At 56.3% G+C, this 20,923-nt stretch carries 18 protein-coding genes, 1 tRNA gene and 2 pseudogenes; 15 read left to right on the top strand and 6 right to left on the bottom strand.

Going from position 1 to position 20,923, the window contains the following annotated elements; all coding sequences use genetic code 11:
* Window position 1 precedes the first annotated feature (1 nt).
* Window positions 2-3,118 (bottom strand): SusC/RagA family TonB-linked outer membrane protein, encoded by a 3,117-nt coding sequence (locus B5E60_RS03885; protein ID WP_239403220.1) that lies wholly within the window; start codon window positions 3,116-3,118, stop codon window positions 2-4.
* A 934-nt stretch (window positions 3,119-4,052) separates the two neighbouring features.
* Between B5E60_RS03885 and B5E60_RS14410 the strand changes: the two genes are divergently transcribed.
* A complete protein-coding gene (locus B5E60_RS14410) occupies window positions 4,053-4,346 on the top strand; it encodes a nucleotide-binding protein (protein ID WP_087309577.1) in 294 nt (97 codons plus the stop codon).
* Window positions 4,347-4,495: 149 nt separating this feature from the next.
* A complete protein-coding gene (locus B5E60_RS03875) occupies window positions 4,496-4,699 on the top strand; it encodes a DUF2188 domain-containing protein (RefSeq protein ID WP_087309576.1) in 204 nt (67 codons plus the stop codon).
* Between the two features lie 122 nt (window positions 4,700-4,821).
* On the opposite strand, the gene B5E60_RS03870 is transcribed toward B5E60_RS03875, so the two are convergent.
* Window positions 4,822-4,892: transfer RNA gene (locus tag B5E60_RS03870), tRNA-Cys, on the bottom strand.
* A 205-nt stretch (window positions 4,893-5,097) separates the two neighbouring features.
* Between B5E60_RS03870 and dprA the strand changes: the two genes are divergently transcribed.
* The 8 genes and pseudogenes from dprA (at window position 5,098) to B5E60_RS03830 (ending at window position 11,397) form a co-directional block, all read left to right on the top strand.
* Window positions 5,098-6,198, top strand: a complete 1,101-nt coding sequence (gene dprA, locus B5E60_RS03865; protein ID WP_087309575.1) for a DNA-processing protein DprA — start codon at window positions 5,098-5,100, stop codon at window positions 6,196-6,198.
* Window positions 6,195-6,980: pseudogene (locus B5E60_RS03860) on the top strand (TatD family hydrolase); the annotation flags it as partial. The gene dprA and the pseudogene B5E60_RS03860, both read left to right, overlap by 4 nt.
* A gap of 137 nt (window positions 6,981-7,117) precedes the next feature.
* Window positions 7,118-7,420, top strand: a pseudogene (locus tag B5E60_RS14165) (TIGR04076 family protein); the annotation flags it as partial.
* 216 nt (window positions 7,421-7,636) lie between these two features.
* A complete protein-coding gene (locus B5E60_RS03850) occupies window positions 7,637-8,665 on the top strand; it encodes an asparaginase (protein WP_087309572.1) in 1,029 nt (342 codons plus the stop codon).
* Window positions 8,666-9,093: 428 nt separating this feature from the next.
* A complete protein-coding gene (locus tag B5E60_RS03845; RefSeq protein ID WP_087309571.1) occupies window positions 9,094-9,840 on the top strand; it encodes a MotA/TolQ/ExbB proton channel family protein in 747 nt (248 codons plus the stop codon).
* A 28-nt stretch (window positions 9,841-9,868) separates the two neighbouring features.
* Window positions 9,869-10,288 carry a hypothetical protein gene (locus tag B5E60_RS03840; protein WP_087309570.1) on the top strand — a complete coding sequence of 140 codons (420 nt, stop codon included), beginning with the start codon at window positions 9,869-9,871 and terminating at the stop codon, window positions 10,286-10,288.
* Window positions 10,289-10,301: 13 nt separating this feature from the next.
* Window positions 10,302-10,907, top strand: a complete 606-nt coding sequence (locus B5E60_RS03835; RefSeq protein WP_087309569.1) for an ExbD/TolR family protein — start codon at window positions 10,302-10,304, stop codon at window positions 10,905-10,907.
* Window positions 10,908-10,914: 7 nt separating this feature from the next.
* Window positions 10,915-11,397: an ExbD/TolR family protein gene (locus B5E60_RS03830; protein WP_446697991.1), complete on the top strand. Its 483-nt coding sequence runs from the start codon at window positions 10,915-10,917 to the stop codon at window positions 11,395-11,397.
* Window positions 11,398-11,867: 470 nt separating this feature from the next.
* Here the strand turns inward: B5E60_RS03830 and B5E60_RS03825 are convergent, their stop codons facing one another.
* Entirely contained in the window at window positions 11,868-12,470 is a 603-nt protein-coding gene (locus B5E60_RS03825; RefSeq protein ID WP_087309792.1) for a ribonuclease HII, read from the bottom strand.
* A gap of 129 nt (window positions 12,471-12,599) precedes the next feature.
* Here B5E60_RS03825 and B5E60_RS03820 point away from each other — a divergent pair, with 129 nt between their 5' ends.
* Together B5E60_RS03820 and B5E60_RS03815 are read left to right on the top strand one after the other, a co-directional pair.
* Complete coding sequence (locus tag B5E60_RS03820) at window positions 12,600-13,604, top strand: hypothetical protein (RefSeq protein ID WP_087309567.1); 1,005 nt, start codon at window positions 12,600-12,602, stop codon at window positions 13,602-13,604.
* A 157-nt stretch (window positions 13,605-13,761) separates the two neighbouring features.
* A complete protein-coding gene (locus B5E60_RS03815; RefSeq protein WP_087309566.1) occupies window positions 13,762-14,688 on the top strand; it encodes a helix-turn-helix domain-containing protein in 927 nt (308 codons plus the stop codon).
* Between the two features lie 263 nt (window positions 14,689-14,951).
* Here B5E60_RS03815 and B5E60_RS03810 read toward each other — a convergent pair whose 3' ends face one another.
* Window positions 14,952-15,395: a hypothetical protein gene (locus B5E60_RS03810; protein WP_143260648.1), complete on the bottom strand. Its 444-nt coding sequence runs from the start codon at window positions 15,393-15,395 to the stop codon at window positions 14,952-14,954.
* Window positions 15,396-15,729: 334 nt separating this feature from the next.
* On the opposite strand from B5E60_RS03810, the gene lipA reads away from it, so the two are divergent.
* From lipA to recJ, 3 genes are read left to right on the top strand one after another with little or no spacing between them, the layout of a single operon-like run.
* Window positions 15,730-16,611, top strand: coding sequence for a lipoyl synthase (gene lipA / locus B5E60_RS03805; RefSeq protein WP_087309564.1), 882 nt, complete (start codon window positions 15,730-15,732; stop codon window positions 16,609-16,611).
* 2 nt (window positions 16,612-16,613) lie between these two features.
* The gene (gene lipB, locus B5E60_RS03800) at window positions 16,614-17,453 is read left to right on the top strand and encodes a lipoyl(octanoyl) transferase LipB (protein ID WP_239403218.1); all 840 of its coding nucleotides are present in this window, start codon (window positions 16,614-16,616) and stop codon (window positions 17,451-17,453) included.
* Between the two features lie 8 nt (window positions 17,454-17,461).
* Window positions 17,462-19,228, top strand: coding sequence for a single-stranded-DNA-specific exonuclease RecJ (recJ, locus tag B5E60_RS03795; RefSeq protein WP_239403217.1), 1,767 nt, complete (start codon window positions 17,462-17,464; stop codon window positions 19,226-19,228).
* 99 nt (window positions 19,229-19,327) lie between these two features.
* On the opposite strand, the gene B5E60_RS03790 is transcribed toward recJ, so the two are convergent.
* Both B5E60_RS03790 and B5E60_RS03785 read right to left on the bottom strand, forming a co-directional pair.
* A complete protein-coding gene (locus B5E60_RS03790; RefSeq protein WP_087309563.1) occupies window positions 19,328-20,218 on the bottom strand; it encodes an SMP-30/gluconolactonase/LRE family protein in 891 nt (296 codons plus the stop codon).
* A gap of 121 nt (window positions 20,219-20,339) precedes the next feature.
* Entirely contained in the window at window positions 20,340-20,867 is a 528-nt protein-coding gene (locus tag B5E60_RS03785; protein WP_087309562.1) for a nitroreductase family protein, read from the bottom strand.
* Between the last annotated feature and the right edge of the window lie 56 nt (window positions 20,868-20,923).

The following is a 20,923-nucleotide window of genomic DNA, read 5'->3' as shown; positions in this document are numbered from 1 at the left end:
CTTAGAAATTAACGGTTAACGACAAAGATACGCTTCGGGCAAATGGGTAGCTGATACCGCGTTCGTCCTCGATGGACGAGAAACGACAAATGTCGTTCATGTATGCGCTCAGAATCAGGCCCGATATTCCGACCTTGCTCATCCACTTCTGCTGGAATTCATACGATACGCGTACGGATTCGAGTTCGATGTAGTTGTTCTTCTGGACGAAGCGCGACGACATCGGCGTGTATTCGGTCAGGGATATACCCTTGAACTGAGCGATGTCGCCCGGCTTCTGCCAGCGGTCGTAGAGCGCCCGTTTGTCCTGATTGACCTTCAGGCCCTCCTCGGAAATATTCTCCACCTTGTTGTAGAGCGTCGAGTTGAACTGGTCGGCGCCCCAGCTGTATCGCAGGTAGAAACTGCACGAGAATCCTTTCCAATAGAGCGAGCTGTTGATCGTCCCCTCCATATCCGGGTTGGTATCACCGACCAGCACCTCGTCGTTGTAACTGTGGGTGAAGGTTCGTTTTCCGGAGGCCGTCAGGAAGATTTCGCGACCCGTTGCGGGGTCGATACCCTCCGAACGCACGGCATAGAGCGCCGTGGGGCTGCCGCCGTCGTAGTAACGCATCAGGCTCTTGGTCTGATTCTCGGCATTATACTGGCTCAGTTTGTCTCCGATGCCGTCGTAGTAAGCCCGATTGTGCCGGAAATCGACACCGACAGTCCAGTTGATGCGCTGTTCAGGCCTGTAAAGGATCGCATAGCGAATACTTCCGTCGAAACCCTTGTTGATCTGCTGTCCGATGTTCATCAGGCGCGATGAGGTTCCCACCGACAGCGGAATACCCACACTTGCCAGGAGCGGATCGGTGTGTTTGTTGTAGTAGTCGAAGGTCAGGTGCAGGCGGTTCCGGATGCTGAGGTCGATACCGACATTGAGGTTTATGGTCTTCTGCCAGTCGAGATCCGGGTCTCCGAAATCGTTGATCAACAATCCGGTGCCGAAATTGTTCATCATCCAGTTGTTGAACCGGTAGGTGGTAATCGAGGTAAACGATCCGAAGTTCTGGTTTCCGGGGTTACCGATCGACGATCGGAGTTTGAACATCGAGAATGCGTCGGTGAGATTCTTCAGGAAGGGTTCATTGTGGAGGTTCCAGGCCACACCGACGGCCCAGGTTGTTGTAAAGCGCTTGTTCGTTCCGAACACCGACGAACCGTCCGAGCGCAGGTTGACATCGAGCAGGTAGCGGTTATCGAACGAGTAGTTTCCGTTGAAGTAGAAGCTGGCGCTTCGTTTTTTGTAGTCGGAGTAGCTGGGTTTTCCGCCTTCGGCGTACTGATTCGAGAAGGCGGGAGTCGTGAAGTCGCCTTCCGGGAAACCGATAGCCTCAAACCCTTTGGTCACACTGGTGGCCTCCGAGATGCTCGAACCCAGCACGGCATTCACCTGATGTTTTTCGTCGAACAGTTTACCGAAAGTGACCGTCAGATCTCCGTTATAGTTGATTCCTTTGTCCGAATCGTTTCGGTACCAGCCTTTCATCAGGAGGTCTTCGCCATCGAACTGCGTGTCCGTCGGGGAGGTGAAAGCTTCGGTTTCGTCGATGCTTTTCTGGACGCTGAAACGACCTCTGACGTACAGATAGTCGAGCGGTCGGTATTCCAACTGGAAATTGTTCTGTACGGAGAGTCCGTTTCCCTTGTCATAACTGTTCTGCGAATCGTTCCACAGGGGATTCCCGACCCAGATTTCGGTATAGCCGACATTGGCGGGATTGCTGTACGTGCGGGCTTCGAGCCACTGGTCGATACCCCCGGTTTCGTTGTATTTCCGATAATAGGGGTTTGCCTCGGCGTATTCCGAGAATGGAACCACCGGATTGCTCAGGTTGGTAGCGTCGATCGTCAGTTTGTTCGAGAAACTCAGTTTGCCGACGCGGTAGAGCAGGTCGACGTTTCCGCTGAACACCCGGCGGTCGGAGTTTTTCATGACACCCTGCTGATTGTTGAGGTTGAGGCCGACTCCGTAACGCATTCGTTCGTCGCCACCCTCGACATAGAGGTTGTGTCGCTGGTTAAGACCCAGCCGGAGGGGTTCCGACATCCAATACGTGTCCACGCCTCGTTCCACTTCCGCCAGCAGATCGTTGTAGCGTTGCTGCAGCATACCTTCGCTGGCCACCAGGTTGGATTCGAAGCGGCCGGCCAGTCTTTCGAATTCCAGTTTTTCCCGGGCGTTCATCAGGTTGTAGTCGCTCAGGTCGGCGAACGAGATATCGAAGTTGCCGCTGTAGGAGACGCGCAGACGTCCGGGTTCCGGGGATTTGGTTTCGACGACCACGACACCGTTTGCGGCCTTGGCGCCGTAGATGGCCGTAGATGCGGCGTCCTTCAGCACGGTCACCGATGCCACCCGGTCCAGGCTCAGGTCCATGATGGTCTGGAGGGTTGTTTCGAAACCGTCGAGGATGAACAGCGGCTGGTTCGGGTCTTCCCCGAACACCTCCTTGAATCCGACGATGCTTGTTTTTCCGCGGATCTCGACATCGGCCAACTGGTTGGGGTCGGATCCGAACATGTTGTTTTCGAGCAGAGCGAAGGACGGGTCGATTGTCTTCAGACTCTGAATGATGTTGATGTTACCGGCATTTTTCAGTTCCTTAACGTCGTAGGTTGCATACGAGCCGGTAAAGCTCTCCTTGGTTCGGTTGTAGATACCCGTCACGACGACCTGATCGATCGAGGTTGTGTCCTCCTCCATGACGAACTTCAGAGGCTGTTTGATCTGGGCGAAATTGATTACCTGATTCTGGCGTTTCATGCCCAGATAGGAGATTACGAGCGTCTCCTGGTCTCGTTTGGTCTTTATTTTGAGGGTAAAGTTTCCGTTCACATCGGTGACGACTCCGGCCCCTGTTCGTTGGCAGGCGATGCTTGCACCGATGATCGGAACTCCTTGTTTGTCACAGACATGACCGGTTATAACCTGTACCCCCCCCCTTGAGGATGAGTCGGTTTGCTGAGCTGACTCCTTCTCCTGTCCATGAACGAACGACACGGGGAAGGCCATCATCAGCCACAACACGGCGACGATCTGCCATCGAGAGTAAAATTTTCCTGTTTTCATTCGAATGAGATCTTTTAGTTAAACATTGACTTATATTGGCACAACCTTTTTTATTCGTCAGGCAACCACAATATCCGGCAACGTTTTGCGTTGATATAACAAGGGCCTCTCCCGTCAGTGAGGGAGTATGGTCGGGAGGCATGAACCCCGCCAGAAAGATACGACCATTTTTAATCCGATTTCCCGGAAGAGAAAGAACTCATTCCGGGTTACATTTGATTCGGTGTGTCTTTATGTTGTCTAACCAAGAGTGTGATTGCTATTACAAATATAATAAAAAAATCATAAAAACCATATCCCGAGAGGCTCAATCAGAGCCGGTAACGGCCCGAAAATAGTGAAAACGGGCCGTAAGAAGCTTGTTTTCTGTTGTAATTCAGTTCATTACAGATGTCTTATCCGGTTGCACCGACACCGTATTTTTTTCATTTTTTCTTGTAAATAGTTCAAAAGATTACGCATCCGTACAATAATAGCTTTTCTAATGTAATAAAATTGGGCTCAGAATAGACAAATCTTTTCGAGAAGAGGCAAAGGGATGCTTGGAGATTCTTTTCACCTTACTGAACCCAATTGCACAAAACACCCGGTATTTGACTCACTCATACAGCCTGTTCATTTTTTCAGATGATATCCTTACGTCGTTCGAATCCGGAATTGAGTTCCGTTTCGGAAACAGTATGGCGAGAATTCGATGCCGAGCATAAGAAACAAGGACAATCGGAGTCTGTTTCCGACCGTACCCTTCAACCCTCTTTTTGAGATTACTTCCACATAAGCCTACCGTTTAATTTGGTTAACGCTGTTCACTCAACCGACAATTCCTAAATATTTAATATCCAGATATTGACATCAGGGGGGGGGTTAGATTTGATACTGCAAACCAACTAAAAACGAGTAGACTTCCGATCAACAAACATCCGATTCTTGGAACATCTCCATCATCTGCAATCAGAAGGGAGGTGTAGGCAAGCCGGCTCTTACGACGCTTCTCGCCAGCTATCTGCACTACGTCTGCAAATGCAAAGTGCTGGTCGTCGACTGCGACTATCCCCAATGGTCGATCTACACGCAACGCATCCCGAGAACTAGGAGCTTCCGATTACATCGATTATTACAACTAGAATCACTTCGGAAGTTGACGAATTCGGAATTATCGACGTATTGCATCTTTGTTGGCGCATTAAATCTTATTAAAAAAGCATTGCTGCCGACTTTAGAGTCGTAGTGAATAATTTTTATCTATACTATAATAGTTCGAATGAAAACATTATTCCGACATCCAGGGACCTCCAATCGAACATGGAAGATCTCCGAATTGCCAGCGAACAGATTGTCGAGCTTTGGAACGTTGCCTAAAATGGGGAAAACTAACATATTGTTCCCCATGACGGTCCATTGGTCGTCAGAGAAGAAAGAAATCAACGAGAGACTGTAATTACTCGTACTCGACAAGAGGCAATTGAGATAGCCCGCGAAATCGCTCGCAGCCAAAGGTCTGAATTACTTATTCACCGACCCAATGGCCAAATACGAGATCGCGATAGCTATGGGAACAATCCTTATCCACCCCAAGGATAAAAAACGTCAAGAAAGGAGGATGATTAAATCATCCTCCTTTCTTAATCTAATTGTTGTATGACAAATGTATGACAAAACAAAATGAAAACCGCGTTGTAGATATCTACAACGCGGTTTCTGTGAGGTCTGAAGCGGACTCGAACCGCTGTATAAGGTTTTGCAGACCTTTGCCTAGCCACTCGGCCATCAGACCATGTCGCACCTCCTAACTAATCCAACTCCCCCCCCCTTCTTTTCCCAGCCCCACTTCTGAGACCGTTTCGGTGCTTCGGGAGTGCAAATATACAAACTTTTCCGTTCCCTCCAAAACTTCCTCGCAACTTTCATCCATTTTCCCCGAATTTCATCGTTTTTCTCCTAAAAATAGTTACCTTTAGTCCCGGATTTCAGCTCTTAGCATGACCATCGAGGATATCGCCCTCCAGATGACCCGCGGAATCGGGGTGAAAGGTGCCGTCCATCTGCTCGAAATTTTCGGCAATGCACGGAACATTTTCGACGCATCCCTCGACGAACTCTCCGTTCGAGCCCAGCTCAAACCCGATATCGCCCGGAATATCATCCAGAAACAGGCCTTCCACGCCGCCGAACGCGAAATCGAATACTGCCGCCAGAACGGAATCAGCATCCTCGCATCAACCGACCCCGAATATCCCGCCCTGTTGCGCGAAATCCCCGACTTCCCGGCCGTCATCTACGCAATGGGAAACCTCAGGATCCTTTCCAAACGCTGCCTCTCGATGGTCGGAACCCGTCAGGCTTCGCCATACGGACAAATCATGTGCAACCGACTCGTCGGCCAGCTCGCCGAACAGGTCCCCGGCCTCACGATCGTCAGCGGACTGGCCTTCGGGATCGACGTGGCCGCTCACCGGGCGGCTCTGGAGGCCCATGTCCCGACGGTGGCCGTACTGGCCAATGCCCTGCCAGAAGTGACCCCCGCCCAACACGCCGGAGTTGCCCGCGAGATCCTCGATCAGGGCGGAGCGCTGATTACGGAACTTCACTCGCAATCGCGTCAAAACGGCAACTTCTATCTCGCCCGAAACCGCATCATCGCCGCCCTGAGCGCCGGATGCATCGTCGTCGAATCACCCGACAGCGGAGGTTCGCTCGTCACGGCACACTACGCCGACGGGTACAACCGCTCGGTGATGGCCGTCCCCGGACGCGCTACGGACCGCTCCTCGGCCGGAACCAACCACCTGATCCGAAACCGCAAGGCCCAGCTGGTCATGAATGCCGATGACGTTATCCGCGAACTGATGTGGGATTTCGGGGAGGATCCCGCTGGGTTCCGAACCCAAGTACCCACCCCGTCGCTGACCTCGGACGAGGAGCAACTGCTCAAACTCTTCCCGTCGAGCGATCCGCTGCCGCTCGAAATCCTGGCCGAACGAAGCGGACGGAATCCCGGAGAGCTGGCCGTACTGCTCATCGGACTCGAGTTGTCGGGAGCCATCCGACAACTCCCCGGAAACCGTTACATGAAGCTATGAATCTGATCGATACACACTCACATCTCTATGACGAAGCGTTCGACGCGGACCGTGAGGAGGCACTGCATCGTGCCCTGGCCGCCGGGGTCGGGCGGCTCCTGCTGCCGGCCATCGACTCCCGGAGCCACGAACGCCTCTTCGACCTCTGCCGCCGCCATCCGGAGTGCTGCTCCCCGATGATGGGGCTGCACCCCACGTCGGTGAACGACATCCCGCATTGGCGCGAAGAGCTGGAACTCGTACAACAATATCTGGACAATCCACCCGCAGGAATCGGACGCTTCTGCGCCGTCGGTGAGATCGGGCTGGACCTCTACTGGAGCCACGACTTCCGCAACGAACAGATTGAGGCCTTCCGCCGTCAGATCAACCTCGCGCTGCAGTACGGACTGCCGATCGTCGTCCACACGCGCGATGCCTGGCCCGAGACGCTCGAGATCATGCGCGAATATGCGGGCCGCGGCGTCCGAGGGGTCTTCCACGCCTTCTCGGACGGTGTGGAGAGTTACCGCGAACTGAAAACCTGCGGCGACTTCCTCTTCGGCATCGGCGGAGTGGTCACCTTCAAGAAGAGCCGCATCGCCGAGGTGGTACGCGAGATGGAGCTGCAGGATCTGCTGCTCGAGACCGACTGCCCCTATCTGACCCCGGCGCCCCATCGCGGCCAGCGCAACGAATCGGCCTATGTACGCTACGTATGCGAGAAGGTGGCCGAACTGAAGGGAATTTCGGCGGAAGAGGTGGCCCGCATCACGACGGCCAATGCCGAACGCATGTTCGGCGTGACGGTTGGCCGGGATCCCGGGACGGAGAGAGCACTCCAGGGCGAAGAGTCCGGTCCGAAGAGCCCAGCCCAAGACGGAGTCTCCGGTTCGGAGGGACCGACCGATAAAACAGGCAAAACCAACGAACCGCACCGATGAAACGCGTACGCATCACCGTCATCCGCAAGGCACACTACCCGGATCTGATCGAACGGTATGAGAATCCGATCGAAGAGGCCTGCGACCTGCGGGAGGGGCAGGTATTCATCGCCGAAGGGTGGCAGAAGCCCGACGGGCTGTGCGAAAGTGCCTGGCAGACCCTCTCGCCCTTTGTCATGGCGCTGGCCCACGGCGCCACGAACCTCTATGAGGGGTGGATGAAGAATCCCGCCTCGGCCCTGCTCTCGTGCAACGACGGATTCCGCCCGGTCAGTTTCCTGGTGGAGGCTCTCGATGAGACCGAAAGTGCGGAGCCGACCTCCGGCCGCCGCCCCGACAGGGCTCCAAGCAAGGGCGACGCTCCGGACACCCCCCCGGGCAGCCTGCCGGACGCCGCCGCTCCGGAGACAACGGGCGACTCCCCGGAAAAAAGCCCCGTGGCAGGCAGACAAACCCGTCGGACAGACCTCTGAAAACCAAACACCGACAACAAGCGACATGAATTTCAAAAACATATGCGATCTTCCATTCTGATCATCTACACGGGCGGAACCATCGGCATGAAGACCGATGCCGCTACGGGTGCACTGGTTCCCTTCGATTTCAGCGGCATCTACGAGGAGTTCCCCTCGCTCAAACGCCTCAACGTCGACATCGATGTCCATACGGTCGACCCGGTGATCGACTCCTCGAACGTCGAACCCGCCCACTGGATCGCCCTGGCCGAACTGATCCGCGACAACTACGCCCGCTACGACGGTTTCGTCGTCCTGCACGGCACCGACACGATGTCCTACTCCGCTTCGGCCCTGAGTTTCCTGCTGGAAAACCTCGCCAAACCGGTCGTCTTCACCGGCAGCCAGATCCCCATCGGCGTCCTGCGCACCGACGGGCGCGAAAACCTCATCACGGCCATCGAAATCGCCGGCGCACGCGAAGAGGGACATCCCGTCGTTCCGGAGGTCTCGCTCTACTTCCAGAACCGCCTCTTCCGCGCCAACCGCACCACCAAACGCAGCGCCGAAGCCCTGAGCGCCTTCCAGTCCGACAACTATCCGCCGCTGGCCGAGGTCGGCGTCAACATCACCTACAACCGTCAGGCCATCCTCCACCCGGCGGAGTATCCCTCGACGCTGCGCATCGCCACCCGCCTGTCGGGCGGTATCGCTCTGGTGAAGCTCTTCCCGGGACTGGGAGAGGAGATCCTCGAAGCCACCTTCGCCGCCCCGGGACTGCGCGCCGTGGTACTCGAGACCTACGGCGCCGGAAACGCCCCCACGTCGGAACGCTTTATCCACGTCCTGCGCGAGGCCGTCGACCGCGGAATCATCCTGCTCAACATCACCCAGTGCGGCGCCGGATGCGTCTCGATGGGCCTCTACGAAACCGGACTGATCCTTCAGAAAACCGGCGTGCTCTGCGGCTACGACATGACCTGCGAGGCCGCCGTCACCAAACTCATGTACGTCCTCGGGCTCGGACTCCCCCAAAGCGAGACCCGCGATCTGCTGCGCAAACCCCTGCGCGGAGAATTTACCGTCTGAGACGTTGCACGAAACGATTTTTTTTCCTATATTTCGCACTGCTAAAGTGCCCGTATGTCAGGGTCCACAGCCTGGACAGACGCGCGCAGGACAGGCAAAACAGTTGATTGATAAATGATTACCCGATTCCGAATCACTGTATCCGGGATTCGAAAAGATGTGTGAAAGTCGTCTCCCGGCACGGCCCGCAGCCCCCGAAAAGAGCCCGGACCTACCCGGAACCGAAAAAAAATATGTTATTAGTAATTTTTTAACCGACCCAAAAAAAAGTTCCGAAGCGGCTCCCGTTCCGGTCTCCGGAAACCCGGAAACCCCGGCAATGCCCAAACCGGAAACGCACACGGCGGACCTGCAGCCAAAGAAACCTTTAAAAAAGACACAAACAAATAATAATCAACTAATCAAATTTAATCTTATCCAACACAACTATGAAAAAACTTTTTTTGATCCCGTCGGTTGCCCTTCTGGGTACCGTTAGTGCCTTCGCTCAGGACGCCGCAGCAGCCGCTGAAACGGTTGTAGCCGAAACCCAGATCGCTGGCGACAGCCTGCACCACGTGCTGATGCAGAAGTTCCTCGAGGGCGGTTGGGCCTGGATGCTTCCGATTTTGGTATTCCTCGTACTCGGTTTGGCTGTAGCCATCGAACGTATCCTTTACCTGTCGCTCTCGACGATCAACTCGAAGAAATTCATCGCCAAGGTCGAAGAGACCCTGAAAAATGGCGGCATCGAGGCTGCCAAAGAGATTTGCCGCAACACCCGTGGCCCGATCGCTTCGATCTACTATCAGGGCCTCGACCGCTACGACCAGGGTCTCGACTCGGTTGAAAAAGCCGTCGTTTCCTACGGATCCGTACAAACCGGCCAGATGGAGTCGGGACTGACATGGATTGGCCTGTTCATCGCCCTCAGCCCGATGCTCGGATTTATGGGTACCGTCGTCGGTATGGTCGACGCATTCGACGCCATCCAGGCTGCCGGCGATATCAGCCCGACGCTCGTTGCAGGCGGTATCAAGGTCGCCCTTCTGACGACCCTCATGGGTCTTATCTCTGCGGTTATTCTTCAGCTGTGCTACAACTACATCGTATCGAAGATCGACTCCCTCGTCAACACGATGGAGGATTCCTCCATCACGCTGATGGATATCCTGACGGCTTACAACAAGAAATAATCGAACTCTGTAAAAATCTTTAGCAATCATGAAAAAAATAATGAACATATTGCTGGGGGTTCTGATGGTAATCTCCGTGGCCCTTCTGGTCTACGCGATCGCCACCGGAGGCTCGGAAGCCGCGATCAGCGTAAACCTCATATGGTGCTACCTCCTCATCGTAGCCGCCGTCGCTGCCGCTCTCTTCTGCGCCGTCTTCGGAATGGCCCAGAACCCGGCAGGCATCAAGGGAGCCTTATTATCCTTTGTGCTGATAGTCGGCATAGTCGGCATAGCATACTTTATTTCCGCCAGCCACTCAGTTCAAATTCCCGACCTCGCAAACAACAGCGTATTCGACCATGGTGCAACCGTGCTGACTGAAACCAGCATCCTGGTGACGTACGTAGCCATAGTTGCTGCAATCATAACGGTCGTAGTTACCGAAATCTGGGGAGCACTTAAATAATAAATGAGCGGTTATGGCAAGAAACGCAAGAAAAACACCGGAAGTAAGAGCTGACTCCCAAGCCGACATCGCCTTCCTGCTGCTCATTTTCTTCCTGGTCGCCACGACCATGAATACCGATACGGGTATCGCGCGTGTGCTTCCCCCGATGCCTCCTGAGGACCAACAGCAGGAGGAGATCAAGGTGAAGGAGCGCAACCTCTTCCTCGTATTCATCAACGGCCGCGGAGATATCATGGCCGGAGCAGCCGGCAAACAGGAGCCCATCGACCTCAGCCAGCTCAAGGAGCGGGCCAAGGAGTTCATCGTGAACCCGATGGACGACCCCGATCTGCCCGAGCGGATCGACAAGGAGATCGAGCTTGCCAACGGCGGCAAATGGGTATATCCCGTCAGCGAAGGCGTGATCTCGTTGCAGACAACCCGCGATACGAACTACCAGTCCTATATCATGGTGCAGAACGAACTCACCCGCGCCTTCAACGAGGTGCGCGATGAGGTCGCTATCCGCAAGTTCGGATCCAAATATAGCGAACTCACCGAGGACGAGCGCAATGCGGTAGCAAAAGCTGTGCCCTTGAAGATTTCGGAAGCAGAACCACGTAATATTAAAAGGTAAGTAAGCCATGGCAGTAATGAAAAAGACGGGTGACAAAAAAGAAGTCCCCGCTATCTCGACCGCTTCGCTTCCCGACGTGATCTTCATGATCCTCTTCTTCTTCATGGTCTCCACGACCATGCGTGATCAGGAACTGCTCGTGAGATACAAGCTCCCGGAAGCTACCGAAGTGCAGAAGCTCGAGAAAAAATCCCTCGTCAGCTTCATCCACATCGGTCCCCCGTCGCTGCTGATGCAGGCAAAGTTCGGTACCGCGCCCCGCATCCAGTTGAACGACTCCTACAAATCGACCCGTGACATTCTGGATTTCGTAGCCGCAGAACGCGACAAGCTCAGCGAAGCAGACCGCGCATCGATGACCATCTGCCTGAAGGCCGACCAGGCCACCAAGATGGGTATCATAACCGACGTCAAGCAGGAGCTGCGCCGTGCCAACGCGCTGAAGATCTCCTATGCGGCATCCAAGACGCTGGGATATCAGTACCAATAGAATCCGGTCTCGATCGAATGTTGAAAAACGGCTCTCCACATGGGTGGAGGGCCGTTTTTGTTGGAGGAGCGGTGCAGGGTAAGGAGCGGGGAGAAGAGGGGTCGAGGCAAAAGAAATGAGTGGCCAAGGCCGTAGAGGGCAGAGGAACAGCAGGGCTGAGGAACAGCAGAGCTGCGGGACAGCAGAGCGGCGGGACTGTGAAGCCGCAGAGCCTTGAGGCCACGGGGCAAGAAGACTGCCGAGCCGGAGAACCTTGAGGCCACGGGGCAAGAAGGCAGCCGAGCCGGAGAACCTTGAGACCACGGGGCAAGAAGGCAGCCGAGCCGGAGAACCTCGAAGCAGGAGAACCGGAAAGAAAAGGTACTCCAAAGCAAGCAAGCTGCAGAACCAAGGCGGATACGACAAGCCGGCCGATGCGAACATCGGCAGAAAGGACCGGACCATAGACCGGATTCAACGGAGGAGGGACATCACCCGAACGGCAGCTCCAACTGGTCGATCTCGTGGTTGAAGGTCAGCCGATGATAGGGGGTAAGACCATACTCCCGGATGGCAAGGCGGTGTTCACGCGTCGGGTAGCCCTTGTTCTTCGACCACCCGTATTGGGGATACTCCTCGGCCAGATGCCGCATATACTCGTCGCGATGGGTCTTGGCAAGGACCGAGGCCGCCGCAATGTCGGCATACTTCCCGTCCCCCTTGACTATGCACTGCCACGGAATCTCCAGACACGTGCGGAACCGGTTGCCGTCGATGGCCAGAAACTCCGGGGCCGGATCGAGCCGGGCCGCGGCCAGCGACATCCCCTCGAAAGAGGCGTTGAGAATGTTGATCTCGTCGATGCGCGCCGCCGAAACCGCCTCCACGGCCCACGCTATGGCTTCACGCTCGATGATGACACGGAGTTTGTCCCGGTTACGCTCGGTCATCTGCTTCGAATCGTTCAGCAACGGATCGTGAAAATCGGGCGGAAGAATCACGGCCGCCGCAAAAACCGGCCCCGCAAGACATCCCCGACCGGCTTCGTCACAACCGGCCTCGCGCTTTTCGTACTGATACTGATTCTCCAACATGATCACACGGTTCAATCCGTTCGGCAACAGGGCGTGCGCACACGGCGAAGACCCGCCACATACCGAATCGAACAAAGTTACGCAACTTTCAGCTTTTTTCGCTAATTTTACCCCGAAAAACACATCGACATGAAATTCAACATCGCACGGCAGCCGCTTGTCCCGGCCTTTCTGACGCTTGCGGCAATCACGGCCCTCGCGATGTGGAAGGTCCCGTTAACGGGCGAATTCAACCCCGAAAACCTCGCCATCCCGACCCACGGAGTGTTCGCCGTCAAGACGCTTGAGGAGTTGCTCGGGGAGTTTCAAGGCGCCTTCCCGGGGTGGACCCGCGCAATCGGGGCGCTGCTGATGCTCTTCACGGGCATGAGTCTCGGACGCCTGACCCTGCGCTACAACCTCTACTCCGTCGGGACCTGCCTGGCCATCCCGCTCTACGCCGCATTCACCGCGGGGCTCGCCCTCGAAGGGGGACTACTGCAGATGCTCGTTGCCAATACGCTGCTGGCCCTTTCGGTGAAGAACTTCGCACGCTCGTTCTGCAACGGATATGCTTTCGATGCCCTGTTCCGCGCATCACTCTATCTGGGCATCCTGCTGCTCACCGCTCCCGCGGCACTGCCCCTTGTCGCACTGTTGCCGCTGGCCATCATCCTCTTCCACCGCACACTGCGCGAATCGGTCGTCGCCCTGGCCGGATTCCTGCTGCCGATCCTTGCCTTCGGATATGTCAACTGGGGAGCCGGAGGCGATTTCACCGCCCCCTTTGAACAGGCCGTCGAAGCCTTTACGAACGGATCGGCCCTCGAGGCCGCACGAGCCATCCCGATCCCGAATCTCATCCTCCTCGGAGCGCTCCTGCTGCTCGATCTGCTGGCCCTCTTCTTCTTCCTCGCCGACAGCTACGCCGCCGGAAACAAACCCCGGGCCATCTTCATCTTCCAGATCTTCCTGCTGATTCTGCTCATCCCCACACTGCTCAATCCCGTATCGACGTCGGGCGAAATCCTGCTGCTGGCCGTGCCGTCGGCCATTCTGATTCCCTTCCTTCTCGTTCGGATCCACCGACTTCCGACGCTCATTCTCTATCTCCTGCTCACGCTCGGAAGCTTGAGCACCCTCTTATTACAATAATATATTTAGTCTGAAACATAGCAAAAACTGTCCTATTTCACCATTTGTGCCTAAATATGCTATTCATTATAGTAGATTGAAAAGTTTTAATTGTATATTTGAGTTCGGACAAATGTGACGCAACGCTTTGTTCCAAAAAACTTAAATTACAATTAACATGAAGAATTCAATGAATTCATCGGGCCAACAACCGATGATTGTGAAGTACATGGAACCACTTCACAACGGAATCCAAACACAGGTCCTCTCCCGCTACGCCATCGGCTACATCCTTCGCGGAACCAAGAACATCTACGACGGCGACAAACGCCAAACCCTCTCCCGCGGCGACGTCTTTTACCTGGGTATCGGCCACCACTACACCGAAAACTGCCCCGAAGGCGGACAACCCTTCGAACAGATCCTCTTCTACTATACGCCCGAGAAGCTGCAGAAGATTCTCATGCACCTGAACATCACCTACGGGCTCAACATCTCGAACGACCATTCGTGCGAAAACTGCCGCAACCGTAACGAAATCTTCATGCCCGCCTGGAACTCGCTGCGCAACTTTTTCACCAACACGAACAACTATCTGCGTGACGAGGAGTTCCGCCACGACGAAACGGCCGAGAATATCAAAATGACCGAACTGATCTATCTGATCGCCTCCCACGAAGACTGCTGCCTGAAGAGCAAACTGCTCAACAACGTCGATACGGCCCGGGAGAATTTCGAACAGATCGTCTACGACCACATCTTCAAGGATATCTCGATCGAGGAGCTGGCCAAACTCACCAATCGTTCGCTCACCTCGTTCAAGAAGGAGTTCCGGCGCCATTTCGAAATGCCGCCGCACAAGTGGTATATCCGCCAGCGGCTGATGCATGCCCGCCTGCTGCTGATCTCCACCTCGAAATCAATCTCCGAAATCGGTAACGAGTGCACCTTCCCCAACACCTCGCATTTTATCAAACTCTTCAAAAAGGAGTATCAGATGACCCCGGCCACCTATCGCCACCGACACCTGGCCTCCTCGGCCGAGGAGAGTCTGCAAAACGAGGTGCAGGCCGCCGAAGCCGGCGAAATCCGGCAGGCGCTTTAAACAAAAACTTATAAAATCGAGCAAAATTAATTTTTTTTAATTACGAATTGTAAAATATTTTCTGCGCCTTTGAAAAAAATGTTACAAAATATTTGGATCATCGTAAAATTTGGCCTACATTTGTGTATCAAACGTGGGGTTCTCCCACTCTCATTAACCTAACTAACCTAACCTGAGTGGCCCGATACGATGTATCGGGCCACTTCTCTTTTCCCGGAAAGGGAACCGGAGGATTCTGTCTGAAGTTCATTACCGGCTGACACTCAGAGGTATCTGCCGCCCAATCGCCGGGCGTCGGCGACCAGTTGCGGATCCAACGGCACGGCCCGAAGCCGGGTGTCGGAGGCCCGGCAGGCGATGAGCCGATCGAAGAGATGGTAGAAACGGATCCGAAGAAAACGGGCGGGAAACGACTCGGCATCGTAGCCGTACTCCTCGCCGCAGAGAGCAGCCAGAGCAGCCTGTTCGAGGCAACGGAGTGCCGCGGCAGGTGATCCAAGCAGAAGATAGAGATCGGCCAGCCGTTCGAAGGCGCGGCTCGCGTCGAAGGCCCTCCGGTCGGCCTCCGCACCGAAGCCGCCGAGGCGGACCGGACGGTAAGAGGCGGCGACGATCTCCCGCCGCAGATCGGGCGACAGCATCAGGCGGTCGCTCCGCAGCCGGGCCACCAGGCGGTGACCCAAGCTCAAAGGTCGTTGATTTTCCATGGAGACAAAATTTCAAAAAACGGACTCAAGATTCCGGACCGGAGCTGTACGCATGGACGCAATAACCCCGCAAATGCGATCGCAACGGACCGGAATTCGGCAGAATGTCTCTATGGAATCGGCTTGAAATGAATCACATGGCGCGACAAAAGGTATTTCGGGCAATCGAAAGGCCCCGCATACAGGATGCAACAAAGATAATACAAAAAAGTCGCAGTTCCAAAACCCGGGCTCCGGCCGGAAGGGCGATTCGCTGAGCAGGAGCAAAAAGATACATTGGGAATTGTCAATTATTTTTTCTATTTTTGCAACAATAGGAAAATAATGAACTTAAATGCCGAAGTTTCATGACAAGGTAGATGTTCTCAAAAAACCCGGATGGCTGAAGATCCGACTCCGCCAAACTCCAGAATGGGCCGAGGTGCACGACATCGTCGAAAAACACGGGCTGCATACCATTTGCAGCAGCGGTCGCTGTCCCAATCAGGCCGAATGCTGGAGCCGCAGAACCGCGACATTCATGATCCTGGGTGAGATCTGTACCCGCGGCTGCCGCTTCTGCGCCACCCGAACGGGGCGTCCCGAGGCTCCCGATGCCGACGAACCCCGCAAGGTCGCCGAAAGCGTCGCCCTGATGAAACTGAAGTATGTCGTCGTCACTTCCGTGACCCGCGACGATCTCCCCGACGGCGGCGCCGCCCATTGGGCCGCTACCGTGGAGGCGATCCGGTCGCAGAACCCCGACGCCGTAATTGAGCTCCTTATTCCCGATCTCGACGCACGACCCGACCTGTTGGATACGGTCATCGCGTCGAAGCCCGACATCATCGGGCACAACATCGAAACCGTCGAGCGATTGACCCCGCTGGTCCGTTCCCGGGCCAGGTATCGGACCAGTCTGGCGACCCTGCGCTACCTGAGCAGCCGGGGTGTCGTGACCAAAAGCGGTCTGATGGTCGGACTCGGCGAAAGCGATGATGAAGTTTTACAGACCCTGCACGACCTGCGTCAGGCGGGCGTCAGGATCGTAACGCTTGGTCAGTACCTTCGGCCTACTCTGGAGCACTACCCCGTTGCGGCGTATATCACTCCCGAAAAATTCGAATGGTACAGACTTCAGGCGCTGGAGATGGGTTTCAGCTATTGCGCGAGTGCACCCCTGGTCCGCTCGTCGTACATGGCCGAAGAAGCCCTGCGTAGCGTAAAAGGTTTGTAGCAATGAAAGCCCTGCTGAGGGATCTCGGAACCCTGGAGTATGCCGCCTGCTGGAAACTGCAGCAGGAGCTCTTCGACGCCCTTCTGGCCCGGAAACGTTCCGGTAGCCGGGAGTGTGGCGAGAGGGTAGCCGCCGAATGCGCTTCGGAGGCGAAAACAGCGGACGAAAGTACGTCCGCCGGGCACGCATCGGAGACAAATACGGACGCCGGAGGGGCGTTTGGTCCGATGTTGGCAGCCGACTGCGCACGTCTGGCCGACCCGCACGGGCGGGAACTGGCCGGCGAAGTGCTGCTCGTCGAGCATACGCCGGTCTACACGCTCGGCAAGAGCGGACACGCCGAAAACCTGCTGGTCAGCCGCGAAGCGCTCGAGGCGGCCGGCGCCGGGTTCTTTCACATCGACCGCGGCGGTGACATCACCTTCCACGGTCCCGGACAGCTGGTCGGCTATCCGATTCTGGATCTCGAATGCCTCGGAATCGGACTGCGCGACTACATCGACGCTCTGGAAGAGGCCGTCATCCGCACGGTGGACCGCTACGGCATCCGCGGCGGACGCATCCACGGGGCCTCGGGCGTCTGGATCGATGCCGAAGGGCGCCGTCCGCGCAAGATCTGCGCAATAGGAGTCCGCTCGTCACGTTATGTTACCATGCACGGGTTTGCGCTCAACGTGACAACCGACCTGAGTTGGTTCTCACGCATCAACCCCTGCGGATTCACCGACCGCGGCGTCGCCTCGATCGCCTCGGAAACCGGCTCGACACCCTCGATGGAGGAGGTCAAACGTCTGGTTGTGAAATTTTTAAGTGAAGAATTAAATGTTGAAATATATAAATAACAACTCGTATGCCTATCGAAAAACGCTGGGTAGTGAAGCCTCAGGGCGACCCCGCGACGGTAGCCATGTTGGCTGCCGCTCTGCGGATCTCGCCCGTACTGGCCAATCTGCTCGTACAAAGAGGCATAGACACGGTAGAGAAGGCGGACAAGTTCTTTAGACCCAACCTCGCCGATCTGCACGACCCCTTCCTGATGAAGGACATGGACCGTGCGGTCGAGCGGGTCGAACGGGCCGTCGCCAACCACGAGAAGATCATGGTCTACGGCGACTACGACGTCGACGGCTGTACGGCCGTTGCGCTGGTCTACAAGTTCCTCCGCCAGATCGGGCACAAAAACCTGATGTTCTACATCCCTGACCGATACACCGAAGGTTACGGTATCTCGATCAAGGGTATCGACCTCGCAGCCCGAAAGGGCGTGGGGCTGATCATCGCTCTGGACTGTGGCATCAAAGCCATGGAAAAGGTGGTCTATGCAAAAAGCAAGGGCGTGGATTTCATCATCTGCGACCATCACCTCCCGGCCGAGGAGATTCCTCAGGCCGTAGCCGTTCTGGACCCCAAGCGGGTCGACTGCTCCTATCCGTTCGACGAACTCTCGGGATGCGGCGTGGGCTTCAAGCTCGTGCAGGCCTATGCCCGCAAGAACCACATCCCCGCCGAACAGGTTCTCAACCTGCTGGACCTGCTCGTCGTCTCGATCGCCTCGGACATCGTCCCCCTGACGGGTGAGAACCGCATTCTGGCCTATTACGGCCTGAAAAATCTCAACCGCGAACCCTCGAAGGGGTTGCTGTCGATCATCAAGATCTGCGGACTGGACAAACACAACATCACCATCGACGACATCGTCTTCAAAATCGGACCGCGCATCAACGCCGCAGGCCGCATGCGCATGGACGAGAACGACGAAAATGCCTCGCCTTCGGGCGGTCATGCCGCCGTCGAGCTGCTCATCGAGGGTAACGAAAGCGTCGCCGCCGAATTCGGCAACGTCATCGACTCCTACAACCGTGACCGCAAGTCGATCGACCGCCACGTCACGCAGGAGGCCCACGAATACATCGAGCAGAATCCCGAACTCAAGCGCCTGAAGAGCACGGTGATCTACAACCCGCGCTGGATGAAGGGCATCGTCGGAATCGTCGCCTCACGGCTGATCGAGACCTACTACCGCCCAACGGTCGTACTGACGATGAGCAACGGATTCGTGACCGGTTCGGCCCGCTCGGTGCCGGGATTCGACCTCTATCAGGCCGTTGAGTCGTGCTCGGACCTGCTCGAAAACTTCGGCGGACACATGTATGCCGCCGGTCTGACGATGCGGCCCGAGAACGTCGGGGAGTTCATCCGGCGCTTCAACGAGTTCGTCGAGAAGAACATCGACCCGCAGATGCTCATCCCGCAGGTCGACATCGACAGCGAGCTCCTCTTCTCGGACATCACGCCCGCCTTCCGTCGGGACCTGAACCGCTTCCAGCCCTTCGGTCCCGGCAATACGGCCCCGGTCTTCGTGACCTACGGCGTGATCAACCACGGTGAGGCCAAGCTTGTCGGCATGGAGAGCGAACACCTCCGCATGGACCTCATGCAGCGTCAGAAACCCAATACGAAGCTACAGGCCATCGCCTTCCAACAACCGACGCACTATGAATGGGTCCGCGCCGGCAAACCGATCGACGTCTGCTATCAGATTGTCGAGAACCACTACCGCGGTACGGTCTCGACGCAGCTGCGCGTGAAGGACATCAAGCCCGTCACGGGGCGATAGCGCAAGGACGGCCGGAGACGGTATCGGCCGAGATCAAAACAGGGAAAGCAAAAAGTCCGGAGAAAACTCCGGACTTTTTGCTTTCGGGCAGGCGGCGGTCTACTCTTCGAAGATCACCACGCGGCTGTTGGGCAGGTCGGGTACATAGATCTTGCCCTCGGCAACGGTCATGTCGGCCGGGCCGATAAGGGGCTGCTCGAGCGGAAGTTCCACGGGCGTGATCTCCCGCGTCTGCATGTCGATGCGCGAGATGCCGGCCGGAGCCCAGTTCGTCACGTAGAGCGACTTGCCGTCGCCCGAGAAGGCAATGCCGTCGTACTGGCCCGGAACCGTCACGAAAGGCTCCGCAACGGGATTCTGCAGGTCGGCGATGCGATAGATGACATGCTCGCTTCGGGCCTGGCCGTCGGGCGAATAGCAGGCCACATACATCGCACCGTCGCGGATCACCAGACCGTTGGGGCCGGCAATCTCCAGCCACAGCTCGGGTTCACCGGGCTGGGCCGGATCCGTGATGTCGAGGCGGAAGATATGGCCCGTATTGGTGACCGAAGCGTAGAGGCTGTTGCCCTCGGCAGCCAGGTCGTTGACGAAGGCCTCACCCTCGGGGAGTGCAATCACCCGGGGTGCCTCCTCGCGGTTGGAGAGGTTGTAGACGACGATCTTGTTCACGTCGCAGATAAAGAGGCGGCCGTCACGCAGGTACATGCCGCGGGGGCCCGACAGGTTGCCGTCGGCCGGAATCAGCACCTCCGAGGCGCCGTCCTTGTAGCGGACGATATAGCCCTTGCCCTCGGTGTTGAGCGGGTCGAGCTGCGTGGAGCCGAAGTTGGCAATGAGAATACCGCCCTCATAGGAATAGGTGCTCTCGCAGTAACGGAGCCCCTCGTTGAAGATCTCGACGGAAACGGTCTCCTTCCGCTGCGATCCACAGCTCGTGAGGATCAATGCGGCCATCAGGGAAAGGCTTGTCAGAATGGTCTTTTTCATGGTCTTTCTGATTAGGTTAAAATATTCTCTCTCAGTCTCTCGGAAATGTTCTCTCTCAGTCTCTCGAAATGTTCTCTCTCAGTTCACTCAGTCTCTCGGGAGCGGGGCGGTCTCAGCCCGCTCACAGGCGGATGACCCGCGACCAGTCGTCGTACTCGGGCAGCGGCGCCGGCACGAAGTCGGAGTAGCCGATGGCGATGGCGCAGAGCGGTTCGCACGACTCGGGAATGGGCAGGAAACTCCGCAGGAAGTCGGCGGCCTTCTCCCCCTCGGGGTCGTCCTTGCGCCGCGGGCGCCCGCAGATGTGGACCCAGCACGAGGCAAGCCCCTCGTCGACGCAGGCCAGCTGGAGCACCGTGGCCGAAATGGCGGCATTTTCCCGCCACAGATCACTCGTCGTGGTGTCGCCCAGGATGACGATCGCCAGCGGGGCGTTCTTCAGAAATCCCGAACCGTAGTCGCGCATCTCGGCCATGCGGGCCACCAGCGCCGGATCGTCGACCACCAGAAAGCGCGTCGTACGCGTATTGCGGGCCGAAGGGGCCGTCAGTGCCTCCGCGAGGATGCGGTCGACCACCTCGCCGGGAACCGGACGATCCGTAAACTTGCGGACCGAACGGCGTTTGGCAATCAATTCCTTGAAATCCATACTCTCAAACTTCGCTATGTATTACCACGTGCAAAAATAGGAAAAAAACGTTATCT

It is taken from the genome of Alistipes sp. An116 (genome assembly GCF_002161005.1).
GTDB lineage: Bacteria > Bacteroidota > Bacteroidia > Bacteroidales > Rikenellaceae > Alistipes > Alistipes megaguti.
The sequence above is the reverse complement of the archived record's forward strand: the minus strand, read 5'-3'. Positions and strand labels throughout refer to the sequence as shown.

Coding starts and splice junctions, on each gene's coding strand:
- B5E60_RS03885 (WP_239403220.1), bottom strand. CDS start 3,118: ATGAAAACAGGAAAATTTTACTCTCGATGGCAGATCGTCGCCGTGTTG.
- dprA (WP_087309575.1), top strand. CDS start 5,098: ATGACCATCGAGGATATCGCCCTCCAGATGACCCGCGGAATCGGGGTG.
- B5E60_RS03850 (WP_087309572.1), top strand. CDS start 7,637: ATGCGATCTTCCATTCTGATCATCTACACGGGCGGAACCATCGGCATG.
- B5E60_RS03845 (WP_087309571.1), top strand. CDS start 9,094: ATGAAAAAACTTTTTTTGATCCCGTCGGTTGCCCTTCTGGGTACCGTT.
- B5E60_RS03840 (WP_087309570.1), top strand. CDS start 9,869: ATGAAAAAAATAATGAACATATTGCTGGGGGTTCTGATGGTAATCTCC.
- B5E60_RS03835 (WP_087309569.1), top strand. CDS start 10,302: ATGGCAAGAAACGCAAGAAAAACACCGGAAGTAAGAGCTGACTCCCAA.
- B5E60_RS03830 (WP_446697991.1), top strand. CDS start 10,915: ATGGCAGTAATGAAAAAGACGGGTGACAAAAAAGAAGTCCCCGCTATC.
- B5E60_RS03825 (WP_087309792.1), bottom strand. CDS start 12,470: ATGTTGGAGAATCAGTATCAGTACGAAAAGCGCGAGGCCGGTTGTGAC.
- B5E60_RS03820 (WP_087309567.1), top strand. CDS start 12,600: ATGAAATTCAACATCGCACGGCAGCCGCTTGTCCCGGCCTTTCTGACG.
- B5E60_RS03815 (WP_087309566.1), top strand. CDS start 13,762: ATGAAGAATTCAATGAATTCATCGGGCCAACAACCGATGATTGTGAAG.
- B5E60_RS03810 (WP_143260648.1), bottom strand. CDS start 15,395: ATGGAAAATCAACGACCTTTGAGCTTGGGTCACCGCCTGGTGGCCCGG.
- lipA (WP_087309564.1), top strand. CDS start 15,730: ATGCCGAAGTTTCATGACAAGGTAGATGTTCTCAAAAAACCCGGATGG.
- lipB (WP_239403218.1), top strand. CDS start 16,614: ATGAAAGCCCTGCTGAGGGATCTCGGAACCCTGGAGTATGCCGCCTGC.
- recJ (WP_239403217.1), top strand. CDS start 17,462: ATGCCTATCGAAAAACGCTGGGTAGTGAAGCCTCAGGGCGACCCCGCG.
- B5E60_RS03790 (WP_087309563.1), bottom strand. CDS start 20,218: ATGAAAAAGACCATTCTGACAAGCCTTTCCCTGATGGCCGCATTGATC.
- B5E60_RS03785 (WP_087309562.1), bottom strand. CDS start 20,867: ATGGATTTCAAGGAATTGATTGCCAAACGCCGTTCGGTCCGCAAGTTT.